General features: G+C 70.3%; 15 protein-coding genes. 9 read left to right on the top strand and 6 right to left on the bottom strand.

The features are described from left to right. The first annotated feature begins 177 nt into the window (after nucleotides 1-177). Nucleotides 178-888, top strand: coding sequence for a helix-turn-helix transcriptional regulator (locus tag ACZ5FU_RS12695; protein WP_451527471.1), 711 nt, complete (start codon nucleotides 178-180; stop codon nucleotides 886-888). A 20-nt stretch (nucleotides 889-908) separates the two neighbouring features. Beyond that, nucleotides 909-1,370 (top strand): GNAT family N-acetyltransferase, encoded by a 462-nt coding sequence (locus ACZ5FU_RS12690; RefSeq protein ID WP_468644526.1) that lies wholly within the window; start codon nucleotides 909-911, stop codon nucleotides 1,368-1,370. A gap of 96 nt (nucleotides 1,371-1,466) precedes the next feature. On the opposite strand, the gene ACZ5FU_RS12685 is transcribed toward ACZ5FU_RS12690, so the two are convergent. Then, nucleotides 1,467-1,877, bottom strand: coding sequence for a RidA family protein (locus ACZ5FU_RS12685; protein WP_451527469.1), 411 nt, complete (start codon nucleotides 1,875-1,877; stop codon nucleotides 1,467-1,469). An 80-nt stretch (nucleotides 1,878-1,957) separates the two neighbouring features. Between ACZ5FU_RS12685 and ACZ5FU_RS12680 the strand changes: the two genes are divergently transcribed. Beyond that, nucleotides 1,958-2,329 (top strand): winged helix-turn-helix transcriptional regulator, encoded by a 372-nt coding sequence (locus ACZ5FU_RS12680; protein ID WP_451527468.1) that lies wholly within the window; start codon nucleotides 1,958-1,960, stop codon nucleotides 2,327-2,329. 55 nt (nucleotides 2,330-2,384) lie between these two features. On the opposite strand, the gene ACZ5FU_RS12675 is transcribed toward ACZ5FU_RS12680, so the two are convergent. Then, entirely contained in the window at nucleotides 2,385-2,573 is a 189-nt protein-coding gene (locus ACZ5FU_RS12675) for a DUF397 domain-containing protein (protein ID WP_469045314.1), read from the bottom strand. 8 nt (nucleotides 2,574-2,581) lie between these two features. Next, entirely contained in the window at nucleotides 2,582-3,433 is an 852-nt protein-coding gene (locus ACZ5FU_RS12670) for a helix-turn-helix domain-containing protein (RefSeq protein WP_469045313.1), read from the bottom strand. Between the two features lie 205 nt (nucleotides 3,434-3,638). On the opposite strand from ACZ5FU_RS12670, the gene ACZ5FU_RS12665 reads away from it, so the two are divergent. From ACZ5FU_RS12665 to ACZ5FU_RS12655, 3 genes are read left to right on the top strand one after another with little or no spacing between them, the layout of a single operon-like run. After that, entirely contained in the window at nucleotides 3,639-4,061 is a 423-nt protein-coding gene (locus tag ACZ5FU_RS12665) for an ATP-binding protein (RefSeq protein ID WP_451527465.1), read from the top strand. 33 nt (nucleotides 4,062-4,094) lie between these two features. Next, nucleotides 4,095-4,973, top strand: a complete 879-nt coding sequence (locus tag ACZ5FU_RS12660) for a hypothetical protein (protein ID WP_451527464.1) — start codon at nucleotides 4,095-4,097, stop codon at nucleotides 4,971-4,973. Next, entirely contained in the window at nucleotides 4,957-5,280 is a 324-nt protein-coding gene (locus tag ACZ5FU_RS12655; RefSeq protein WP_451527463.1) for a hypothetical protein, read from the top strand. Before ACZ5FU_RS12660 ends, ACZ5FU_RS12655 begins: the two co-directional genes overlap by 17 nt. 107 nt (nucleotides 5,281-5,387) lie before the next feature. Here the strand turns inward: ACZ5FU_RS12655 and ACZ5FU_RS12650 are convergent, their stop codons facing one another. Beyond that, nucleotides 5,388-5,753 carry a hypothetical protein gene (locus tag ACZ5FU_RS12650; protein WP_451527462.1) on the bottom strand — a complete coding sequence of 122 codons (366 nt, stop codon included), beginning with the start codon at nucleotides 5,751-5,753 and terminating at the stop codon, nucleotides 5,388-5,390. A gap of 43 nt (nucleotides 5,754-5,796) precedes the next feature. Further along, on the bottom strand, nucleotides 5,797-7,476 hold the full coding sequence (locus ACZ5FU_RS12645) for a sodium:solute symporter family protein (RefSeq protein ID WP_451527461.1): 1,680 nt from the start codon (nucleotides 7,474-7,476) through the stop codon (nucleotides 5,797-5,799). Between the two features lie 192 nt (nucleotides 7,477-7,668). On the opposite strand from ACZ5FU_RS12645, the gene galT reads away from it, so the two are divergent. Genes galT through galK form a run of 3 tightly spaced genes read left to right on the top strand, consistent with a single transcriptional unit; the run spans nucleotide 7,669 to nucleotide 10,853 of the window. Then, nucleotides 7,669-8,727 (top strand): galactose-1-phosphate uridylyltransferase, encoded by a 1,059-nt coding sequence (gene galT, locus ACZ5FU_RS12640; RefSeq protein ID WP_451779095.1) that lies wholly within the window; start codon nucleotides 7,669-7,671, stop codon nucleotides 8,725-8,727. Beyond that, a complete protein-coding gene (gene galE, locus ACZ5FU_RS12635; RefSeq protein ID WP_451527459.1) occupies nucleotides 8,727-9,695 on the top strand; it encodes a UDP-glucose 4-epimerase GalE in 969 nt (322 codons plus the stop codon). Before galT ends, galE begins: the two co-directional genes overlap by 1 nt. Next, on the top strand, nucleotides 9,696-10,853 hold the full coding sequence (galK, locus tag ACZ5FU_RS12630; protein ID WP_451527458.1) for a galactokinase: 1,158 nt from the start codon (nucleotides 9,696-9,698) through the stop codon (nucleotides 10,851-10,853). A 146-nt stretch (nucleotides 10,854-10,999) separates the two neighbouring features. Here the strand turns inward: galK and ACZ5FU_RS12625 are convergent, their stop codons facing one another. Then, nucleotides 11,000-11,443 carry a GNAT family N-acetyltransferase gene (locus ACZ5FU_RS12625; protein ID WP_451527457.1) on the bottom strand — a complete coding sequence of 148 codons (444 nt, stop codon included), beginning with the start codon at nucleotides 11,441-11,443 and terminating at the stop codon, nucleotides 11,000-11,002. Nucleotides 11,444-11,576: the final 133 nt, after the last annotated feature.

Genomic DNA, 11,576 nt, shown 5'->3' with positions numbered 1-11,576 from the left:
GGATCCGGGGCCCTTCTCGCCGGTAGGGGGAGCGAGACGTCGAACAAGCGTGTAGCTTCCGGGGGCATGGCGACGGGGTGCCGGGGGGCACCTTTTGCCTGTTCATGTGGACCGGTACTGGCTTTGCCTGTTTGCCCGGGTGGGCATCCATGGGGGGACTGGGGGTGGGGTTGCTCGATGGGAGTGCGGCTGATGGTGGTCGACGACCACCGACTGCTCGCCGAGGCGTTGGCCTCGGCGCTGAAACTGCGGGGGCACCGGGTGCTCGCCGCGACGGCGCCCGCCGCGGGCGCGGCGGAACTGGTGATCACCCGGGCGCCCGAGGTGTGCCTGCTGGGCACGGCGACCCCGGCCGAGCCGGGCTTCTTCGACCCGGTCGTGCGCATCAAGCGGGAGCGGCCCCAGGTGGCCGTCCTGGTCCTGGGCCCGGTGCCGAGTCCGCGCGGCATCGCGGCGGCCTTCGCCGCGGGCGCCTCCGGCTACGTGCGCCACGACGAGCGCATCGAGGGGGTCGAGCGGGCGATCATGAAGGCACGGGCGGGTGAGGCGGCGGTGGCCCCCCAGCTCCTGCAGGGCGCCTTCGGCGAGCTGCTCAACCCCGCGGCCCAGCCCGACGACGAGGGCCGGCGCCTCCTGGAGCTCCTGACCCCCCGCGAGGTGGAGGTCCTGGTCCGCGTGGCCGACGGCGAGGACACCCGTATGATCGCCGCCGGCATGGGCATCGCCCCCTCCACGGCCCGCACCCACGTCCAGCGCGTCCTGATGAAACTGGACGTCGGCTCACGGCTGGAGGCGGCGGCCCTCGCGGCCCGCACGGGCCTCCTGGACCGGGCGGGATCGCTGACGCGGGGCTCCCGGGACGGGGAGGCGGGACCGGAGGGCTCGTAGGAACCGACCGGAGGATCTGGATGGACGTGCTGATCAGGCCCGCACGGGCGACGGAAGCCGGGACGCTCACCGACCTGGCACTGCGGTCCAAGGCGCACTGGGGGTATGACGCCGAGTTCCTGGAAGCGTGTCGCGACGAACTCACCGTCGCCGCGGACGAGGTCGCCCTCCGACGCGCCACGGTGGCCGAGGGGGACGGCCACGTCCTGGGCTTCACGACTCTCGAGGGAGAACCGCCCACGGCCGTCCTGGGCATGATGTTCGTCGATCCGCGGGCCATCGGCCGGGGAGTCGGCCGCCTGCTGTTCGAGCACGCCGTCGCCGCCGGACGAGACCTGGGATTCACCCGGATCACGATCGACGCCGATCCGAACGCCGAGCCCTTCTACCGCGCGATGGGCGCGGTCCGCACGGGAAGCGTCCCCTCGGGCTCCGTCGCCGGCAGGGTGCTGCCGCGGATGATCGTCGCCGTCCGGCCCTGAAGCCATGCCGAGGACTCCGGCCAAGGCCGTGATCCTCCGCTCGGGCAGCGCGGGCCGCCTCGGCGGCTTCCCGGCCGCCCCGCGCGGTCTCGACGGTCAGTCGACGAGGGCGGTGGCCTCGATCTCGACGAGGACGCCGGGCTCGAAGAGGCAGTCCACGCCGATCAGCGACGACGGGGGGAGGGGCAGGGACAGCCCGATCTCGTCCGCGACGCTTTCGATGCCCGCCATGAAGGCGTCCATCTTCTCCGGCTCCCACCGGGTGACGTAGACCGTCAGCCGCACCACGTCGTCGAACGTCGCGCCGGCCCCGGCGAGACCGCGTGCGGTGTTCCGCAGCGCCTGCGCGACCTGCCCGGAGAGGTCCCCCGCGGCGACGGGCGTCCCGTCCGCGAGAACGGAGACCTGCCCACTCACGTGGACGTGCTTACTGCCTGTGCCGACGGCGACATGGTGGTAGGGCGTGGGCTGCAGCATGCCCTCGGGGGTGAAACGCTGGACGGGCATGAGGTCTCCTCGTGACGTGACGAACGTGGTACCTCTTTGATACCTAGGAGACGCAGGACACTTCAACGAGACCAGGTTTCATGAGCGATACCGCCGCTTCCCACGACGACGAGCTGAGCATCTCCGCGCCGCACCGCGAACTGCTCGACCAGGTGCTGGACAAGTGGTCGCTGAGCGTCCTCGGCGAACTGTGCGAGGGGCCGCGCCGGTTCAACGACCTGCGCCGCGCGATCCCCGCGGTCACCCAGAAGTCGCTGACCGCCACCCTGCGCAGACTGGAGCGCAACGGCATCGTCGAACGCGAGGTCGTGAACACCAGACCGGTCGCCGTGGAGTACCGGATCACCCCGCTGGGCAAGACGATGCGCCCTCCCGTCGACGTCCTCCTGGAGTGGGCACGGGCGTACATGCCCCAGATCGAGAAGGCCCGTGAGGCCTACGACGCCATGTGAGCGGCAGGCGGGTCAGGACGCCGCACCCGGGCCCGTGCGCGGGTGACCGCGGCGCTCACAGGGCGCCGTCACGTATGCCTTCCAGGAGGCGGGCGAGGGCGGCGGTGGTGGTGGTGAGGGCGGTGACGGGGGTGTCGCTCTCGCGGAGGTGAATGCGGGTGGGGGAGGCGGCGAGTTCGACGCAGGCGTTGCCTTCGGCGCCGCCTGAGTACGTCGACTTCTGCCAGTGCAGTGCCTCAACCATGGGACGCCTCACAGTTCCTTCGACAGGCGGTGGACGAAGTCGCGGGACGCGCAGGGGTCGAGCGTCGCCCTCTCCACCTTACGGAAAAGCGTTCGAAGCATTTTCAGTTGGGGTTCCGCGTCGATGAACGCCGTGCCGGTCGCTCCCTCCCGTAGTCCGGTGTCGAGTTGGGGGACCGGACCGTCCATGTACATCATCGAGGCGCCGGCGCCGCCGAAACCGTCCTGGTCGGTGGGGATGACACGCACGGTGATGTGCTCCTGCTCGGTCTGCTCCAGGATTCGTAGGAGTTGAGCACGGGACACCTGGCGGTCGGCCACGCGGATGCGCAGGGCGAACTCGTGGACGATCACCTCGTACGGAGTGGGGTTGTCGCCCTTGATGACGCCGCGCCGCTTCATGCGGTGCTCCACGCGCGGTGTCAACTCGCTGTCTGGCAGCTCGGGGCGCATGTAACCGAAGACGGCTCGGGCGTACTCCGGAGTCTGGAGCAGCCCGGGAACGTACGTGATGACGACCTCACGCAGCAACGTCGCGTGGTGTTCCGTCTCGGCCAGGTCCAGGTTCACCGGCGGCAGCACACCCCGATACTCCTCCCACCAACCGCGCGTGCGGTCGGTCGCCATGGCCACCAGGGCCTCGATCAAACCCTCGTCCATACAGGCGTAGTGGGCTGCCAGACGGCGAACACGCTCTGCGCTCACACCTGCCACACCGGACTCGATCTGGCTCATCTGGACTGCGTCAGCACCCAGTAGCGCGGCGGCTTCTCGTGCCTTCATGCCCGTGATCTCGCGGAGTTTGCGCAGCTCGGCACCCAATCGCACCCTGCGGGCCGTGAGGTGTCTCTTCGGTGGCAACCGGCATCTCCTCGTTGCAACTGCCCTGCTGAAGTACCTCGTTCGGGGGTCAGGATAGGACAACGGCTTGCGTCTTCCTAATGTTAGGAAATACCTTCAGTGACGCGTTGAACACGCTACGGAAGCGCACCGCCCTGTCCTGCCGCGACGGCTGCGGCACTGCCACCGTGCCCTCACCCACCCTCCCCTCACCCGGAGCCGCCGCATGCCCGAAAGCACCCCCGACACCTCCGACACGTGGGAGTACTCCCTCCACATCCCCCACGACGTCAGGGCCGTCCCGGTCTGCCGCCGCACGCTGCGTCTGATCCTGACCGTGCATGGGCTGATCGGCTTGGTGGACACCGCGGAGCTGATCGCCTCGGAGCTGGTGTCCAACGCGGTGCTGCACACGAAGGGTCCGGCGGCGCTGCGGGTCCGCTGGGCGGACGGCGTGCTGCGGGTGGGGGTGTGGGACGCGGACCCGGAGCCGCCCGACCCGCCGCGCGAGGTGGGGGACCCGGCGGACGCGGAGCACGGCCGGGGCACCGCGCTGGTGCGGGCCTGTGCGCAGGTGTGGGGCTGGCACCCGCTGTCCCGCTTCGGGCATCGCGGCAAGTTCGTGTGGTGTGACCTGCCGGCGGCATAGCTCGTTGATCTTGTCGCACAGAGAGGAGAGCCGATGGTCGGCTCGTCGCACGAAGCCATGCACCGGATCTTCCAGAAGGATCCCGCGCTGCTGACTCGCGCTTTGCAGCAGGTGTTGGGTGTTCCCTTTCCCGAGCCGTACGAATTCGCCGGCATGAACGTCGACCTCACCGAGACCGAGCCCGTCGAGCGGCGGGTGGACACGCTGCTGCGGGCCGAGACCGACGAGGGCGCGTACCTGCTGGTCGTGGAGTCGCAGGGCAAGCCGGACGAGAGGAAGCGGGGCAGCTGGCCGTACTACCTGAGCTACCTGTACGAGAAGTACCGGTGCGAGCCGGTCCTGATCGTGGTCACGCAGAACAGCGCCACGGCCCGGTGGGCGGCCGAGCCGATCCACCTCGGGGTGCGGGGCTGCCCGTCGCTGACGGTGCGCCCGTTCGTGCTCGGCCCGGACAACGTGCCCGTGATCGCGGACGAGCGGGAGGCCGAGCGGGACGTCCCCCTGGCGGTGCTGTCGGCCATGACGCACGGCCGGGGCCGGGAGGCTCCCGCCATACTGGAATCGCTGGCGGCCGCCCTGCGGACCATCGACCGCGACAGTGCCGCGGTCTTCGTGCAGTTCGTCGACTCGTGCCTGGCGGACAGCCGGGCCCGGCAGATGTGGAGGGACATGATGACGACGATCCAGTACTTCTGGCGGCACCCGCTCGCGGAACAGGTGCGCGAGGAGGGGAGGGTCGAGAAGGGCGTCGAGATGACCCTGAACATCCTCGAGTGGCGGGGTGTCCCCGTCTCCGACGCGATTCGGCACCGCGTGGAGACGTGCACCGACGAGGATCTGCTCAAGCTCTGGGCGCGACGGGCCATGGACGTGAGCCAGGCGGAGGAACTGTTCGATGCCGACGGCTCCTGACGCCGCCGTCGGCGCGCAGGGCGAGGGGCGCCCCCGCTGGCGGCTCCCCTCGTACATCTGGCAGGACCCCATGCGCCGGTACTGGCTGGAAGCGGCGGAGCAAGCCTTCAGGGAGGGGTACGAGGAGAGCGTCAAGGTGAGCCTGGAGCGGTCGGTGGTCCTGCGGCTCTTCTTCTGGCGGGGGATCGAGGTGCCCGCGTCCGTCCTGAAGAGGCTGAGTGAGACCAACGACCTGACGCAGCTGCAGGACTGGCGGGAGCGCTCCTATGACGTCGCCACCCCTGAGGACCTCTTCGTCGCTCGGTGACGCCCGCACGGGTGGGCCGCCTCCACCTGGACCCGCGCACACACGTACGGGGCCGGCCCCGCCACCCACGCGGAATCCAACCCCGTACGCCTCCTCGGAAGGACCCCTCAGTCCTTCGGCTCCAGTGCCTCCGTCGGCAGCTGGGCCGGCGGGGCCGTCGGGCGGAGCTTCAGCCAGACCAGGAAGAAGATCCCCAGGGCCAGCATGCCCAGGCCCGTCCACAGGTTGATGTTGATGCCCTGGGCCTTGTCGATCTCCGCGTCGCCGTCGGTGATGCCGACGATCGTGACGATGACGCCGTAGAGGACGAACAGGCCGCCGATGATGCGGCGCAGGTCGAAGATGCGGGCCGCGGTCGCCGACTTCTCCTCCAGCTCGGTGACCTCGCGCTGGACGTCGGCCTCGGAGTAGCCGGCCTTGCGCAGCCGCTTCTCCGCTTCCGCCCGCTCGGGCGGTTCGAATTGCTCTGACATGGTTCTTCCATCCTCCCGCGATCGGCGTCGGCGGGCTCAGGGCTCAGAACGAGAACGGGATGTAGCAGGCGGCGGCGAGGACGACCGCGCCCCAGCCCAGCAGCGCGGGCTTGCGGTACCAGGCGTCGTCGCCCTCGGCCGGCGGCTCGGCCATGCCGGGCGAGACGGTGCCGTAGACCAGGCCCTGGAGCTCCTCGGCCGGCTTGGGGGCGGTGAACAGGGACACCGCCACCATCACCACCGCGCCCGCGACGAAGCCCGCGATCGCGGAGACGAAGTTGGCGCCCTGGTCGGTGGGGATGCCGATGACGTCCTGCTTGTAGAGGACGAAGTAGTTGACCATCGCGGCCGTGGTGCCCGCGAGCAGGCCCCAGAAGCCGGACTTCATCGACGCCCGCTTCCAGAACATGCCGACGATGAAGACGACGAACATCGGCACGTTGAAGAAGGAGAACAGCGTCTGGAGGTAGCTCATGATGTTCGAGAACGACGACGCCAGGAACGCCGTGCCGACCGACGCCGCGACGCCGATCGCCGTGATCAGGCGGCCGAAGCGGACGTAGTAGGAGTCCTCGCGGCCCCTCACCACGTACTTCGCCCAGATGTCGCTGGTGAACACCGTGTTGAAGGACGACACGTTCGCCGCCATGCCCGCCATGAACGCGGCCAGCAGACCGGTCACCGCGATGCCCAGCACGCCGTTGGGCAGCAGCTGCTCCATCAGGTAGGGGATCGCGTCGTTGTACTGCAGGTCGGAGTCGGCCGTGCCGATCTTCGGGACCAGGACCGCCGCCACCAGACCCGGGATCATCACCAGGAAGACGATGAAGATCTTCGGGAACGCGGCGATCAGCGGGGTGCGCTGGGCCGCGGAGAGGTTCCGCGCGGACAGGGCGCGCTGCACCTCGGCGAAGTTCGTCGTCCAGTAGCCGAAGGAGAGCACGAAGCCGAGGCCCAGGACGATCGTCAGCCAGTTCGCGCCCAGCGGGTTGTCGCTGCCGATGCCGGTGCCGCCCCAGGCGGTGGTGAAGTTCTCGCCGTGCGCCTTCGTCAGTGAATCGGTCAGGCCGTCCCAGCCGCCGACCTTCTTCAGGCCCAGCACCGTCAGCGGGATCAGGGCCGCCAGGATCACGAAGAACTGGAGCACCTCGTTGTAGATCGCCGACGACAGACCGCCCAGCGTGATGTACGCCAGGACGAAGAAGCCCGCGACCACGATCGCCACCCACTGCGGCCAGCCCAGCAGCGCCTCGACGACGATCGCGAGGGCGTACAGGTTCACGCCGGAGATCAGGATGGCGGCGAAGGCGAACAGGGCCGAGCTGAGCAGGTGCGCGCCCCGGTCGAAGCGCAGCAGCAGGAACTCGGGGACCGAGCGGACCTTGGAGCCGTAGTAGAAGGGCATCATCACCAGGCCGAGGAAGACCATGGCCGGGATGGCGCCGATCCAGTACCAGTGGACGGTGTACGCGCCGTACTGCGCGCTGTTGGCGGCCATGCCGAGGATCTCCGTGGCCGCCAGGTTCGCCGAGACGAAGGCGAGACCGGTGATCCAGGCGGGCAGCGAGCGGCCCGAGAGGAAGAAGTCGAGGCTGGTCTTCACCGAGCGGCGCGCGGCGAAGCCGATGCCGAGGACGACCACGAAGTAGATCGCCATGATCGTGTAGTCGAGCCAGTTGGTCGGAAGGCGTAGCTCAGCCGCGAGATACGTGGGGGTTCGCATGCACTGCTCACTTCGCTTGGTGGTCTTTGTTTGGTTGTGGTGGTGACTCTCGTGGGGGATTGTGGTTTGATGTGTTTAGTTCTGTTGGAAGCTTGCTCCGCTCCGCGGGAAGCGAGCCTCGCTCGGCGGGAAGCCTGATCCGCTTCGCCCGGCACGAGCGTGCGGTGCCCGATGCACGGATGGAGAGCCACGGTGAAGAAGACCTCGACCCGCTTGGCCGATGGTCGTGAGCTCATCTACTACGACCTGCGGGACGACACGGTGCGCGACGCGGTGGACCGGCGTCCGCTGGACCCCACGGTCACCACTTCGGAGGTACGGCGGGACCCCCTCCTCGGTGACTCGGTCGCGATCGCCTCGCACCGGCAGGGGCGCACCTACCACCCGCCGGCCGACGAGTGCCCGCTGTGCCCCTCGCAGGGCGACCGGCTGAGCGAGATCCCGGACTCGTCGTACGACGCCGTCGTCTTCCAGAACCGCTTCCCCTCGCTGGCCGGCGACTCCGGACGCTGCGAGGTGGTCTGCTTCACCTCCGACCACAACGCGTCCTTCGCCGACCTCACCGAGGAGCAGGCGCGGCTGGTCCTGGACGCGTGGACGGACCGGACGTCCGAACTGTCGCATCTGCCCTCCGTGGAACAGGTGTTCTGTTTCGAGAACCGGGGTGCCGAGATCGGCGTGACACTGGGTCACCCGCACGGGCAGATCTACGCCTACCCGTTCACCACGCCCCGCACCGCCCTGATGCTGCGCCAGGTGGCCGCCCACAAGGACGCCACCGGCGGCGAGAACCTCTTCGACGCCGTACTGGAGCGTGAACTCGCCGGCGAGCGGATCGTCCTCGAGGGTGAACACTGGGTCGCCTTCGTGCCGTACGCCGCGCACTGGCCCTACGAGGTGCACCTGTACCCCAAGCGGCGGGTGCCCGACCTGCTCGGCCTCGACGAGGCCGCGCGCACCGAGTTCCCCCAGGTCTACCTGGAACTCTTGAGGCGCTTCGACCGGATCTTCGGGGAGAACGAGCCCGCGACGCCCTACATCTCGGGCTGGCACCAGGCGCCCTTCGGCGCGCTGGAGGAGTTCGAGGGCGTCAACCGCGACGACTTCGCGCTGCACCTCGAGCTTTTCACCATCCGCCGTACGTCCGGCAAGCTGAAGTTCCTCGCGGGTTCCGAGTCCGGCATGAACGTGTTCATCAACGACGTGCCGCCGGAGCACGCGGCGAAGCGACTGCGAGAGGTAGCGAGTTGATGAGCGGCAAGTACTTGGTCACGGGCGGCGCGGGATACGTCGGAGGCGTGGTCGCCCAGCACCTGCTGGAGGCCGGGCACGAGGTCGTCGTCCTCGACAACCTGTCCACCGGCTTCCGCGAGGGCGTCCCCGCGGGTGCCGTCTTCGTCGAGGGCGACATCCGCGACGCCGGGAAGTGCCTCGACGCCTCCTTCGACGCCGTCCTCCACTTCGCCGCGTTCTCGCAGGTCGGCGAGTCCGTCGTGAAGCCCGAGAAGTACTGGGAGAACAACGTCGGCGGCACCATGGCCCTGCTCGGCGCCATGCGTGAGGCGGGCGTGCGCACGCTCGTCTTTTCCTCCACCGCCGCGACCTACGGCGAGCCCGTCAGCACCCCCATCACCGAGACCGACCCGACCGCGCCGACCTCCCCGTACGGCGCGTCCAAGCTCGCCGTCGACCACATGATCACCGGCGAGGCCGCCGCCCACGGGCTGGGCGCGGTGTCGCTGCGCTACTTCAACGTGGCCGGCGCCTACGGCGCGCAGGGCGAGCGGCACGACCCCGAGTCGCACCTCATCCCGCTCGTCCTCCAGGTCGCGCAGGGCCGCCGCGAGGCGATCTCCGTCTTCGGCGACGACTACCCGACCCCGGACGGCACCTGCGTCCGCGACTACATCCACGTCGCCGACCTGGCCGAGGCCCACCTCCTCGCCGTCGAGGCCGCCACCCCCGGCGAGCACCTCATCTGCAACCTCGGCAACGGAAACGGCTTCTCCGTCCGCGAGGTCATCGAGACCGTCCGCCAGGTCACCGGCCACCCGATCCCCGAGGTCGTGGCCCCGCGCCGGGGCGGCGACCCCGCCGTCCTGGTCGCCTCCGCCGCCACCGCCCGCGAGCGGCTCGGCTGGAACCCGTCCCGCGCGGACCTCGCGGGTATCGTCGCCGACGCGTGGGAGTTCACGCAGAAGATCGCAAAGGAGCGGTAAGTGGGGGCAGAGCAGCAGGTCAGCGCCGGCTTCACCGAGCTGTACGGGACCGCGCCCGACGGCGTGTGGGCGGCCCCCGGCCGCGTCAACCTCATCGGTGAGCACACCGACTACAACGACGGCTTCGTGATGCCCTTCGCGCTGCCGCACACCGCGGTCGCCGCGGTCTCGCGCCGCACGGACGGCCGTCTGCGCCTGCACTCGGCGGACGTCGAGGGCGGCGTCGCCGAACTGCGCCTGGACGACCTCGCGCCCGAGTCCGACCGCTCCTGGACGGCGTACCCGGCCGGCGTGGTGTGGGCGCTGCGCGAGGCCGGGCACCCGGTCACCGGCGCCGACGTCCACCTCACCTCGACGGTCCCCTCGGGCGCGGGCCTGTCCTCCTCGGCGGCCCTGGAGGTCGTCGTCGCCCTGGCCCTGAACGACCTGTTCGAGCTGGGCCTGCCGGGCTGGCAGCTCGCCCGCCTGTGCCAGCGCGCCGAGAACGTCTACGTCGGCGCCCCCACCGGGATCATGGACCAGACCGCGTCCGCCTGCTGCGAGGACGGCCACGCCCTGTTCCTCGACACCCGCGACCTGTCGCAGAAGCAGATCCCCTTCGACCTCGCCGCCGAGGGCATGCGCCTGCTCGTCGTCGACACCCAGGTCAAGCACGCCCACAGCGACGGCGAGTACGGCAAGCGCCGGGCCGGCTGCGAGAAGGGCGCCGCCCTGCTGGGCGTCGACGCCCTGCGCGACATCCCCTACGCCGAGCTGGACGCGGCGCTGGAGCGGCTCGGCGACGAGGAGGAGGTCCGCCGGCTGGTCCGGCACGTCGTCACCGAGGACCGGCGGGTGGAGCGGGTGGTGTCCCTGCTGGAGTCCGGCGAGACCCGCGCGATCGGCCCGCTCCTGGTCGAGGGCCACGCCTCGCTGCGCGACGACTTCCGCATCTCCTGCCCCGAACTCGACCTCGTCGTCGACACCGCCCTCGCCAACGGCGCCCTCGGCGCCCGCATGACCGGCGGCGGCTTCGGCGGCTCCGCGATCGTCCTGGCGGAGGCGGCCGACGTCGACACCATCGGCAAGGCGGTCGAGGAGGCCTTCGCCGCCGCGGGCTTCACGGCCCCGAGGACCTTCGAAGCGGTCCCGTCCCCGGGCGCCCGCCGCCTGGTCTGACCCTCCCGCGGTCCCGAGCGACCCGCACCCGTCGAGGGCGCGGGTCGCTCACTCTTGGTGATGACGGGTGACGATCTCGCCGGTTACGGTGGACGGGCGGGCCGGGGGCCCGGGGACGGCCGCCGCGCCCGACGCGTCCCGGACGCTCACCCCAGCCGTTTCGTCAGCGTGTACTCCGTGACGCCCGGCGGGTAGTCCTCGATCACGCAGACCACCTCGTAGCCCCGGCGGTGGTAGAAGCGGGGGGCCTGGAAGTCCCAGGTCTCCACGCGGGAGCGCAGGCAGCCGCGGTCCTCGCGGGCCAGGCGTTCCGCCTCCGCGAGCAGGCGGGAGCCCAGGCCGGCGCCGCGGTGGCGCGCGTCGACCCAGAGGTGGGTGACGTGCAGCCAGGTCGTCCAGGTGTGGCCGACCAGGCCGCCGGCCAGCGCGCCGGTGTCGTCCGACGCCCACACGTGCAGCGGTGCCTCGCGCTCGGCGGGGGTGCCGCGCAGCGCGCGCAGCACGGGAGAGGCCACCGTGTCGGCGTCACGCAGCCGGGAGCGGAGCAGATCGCGTCGGGACCTGTCGACTTCTGCCTCGAGACGGAACATGCGGCACACCATAAACGCGCGGGACGGCCAGTTCTGCGTTTCCCCTTCCGCTCTCCCCGCACGGCCCTACTCTGTTCGACAGCACCGGTGGGGGCCGGTGCTGATCAGGGGGCGAGACGGTCGGGTACGACGC

This window comes from Streptomyces sp. NPDC031554 (assembly GCF_055580685.1).
This window is presented reverse-complemented; position numbering and strand designations above follow the sequence as displayed.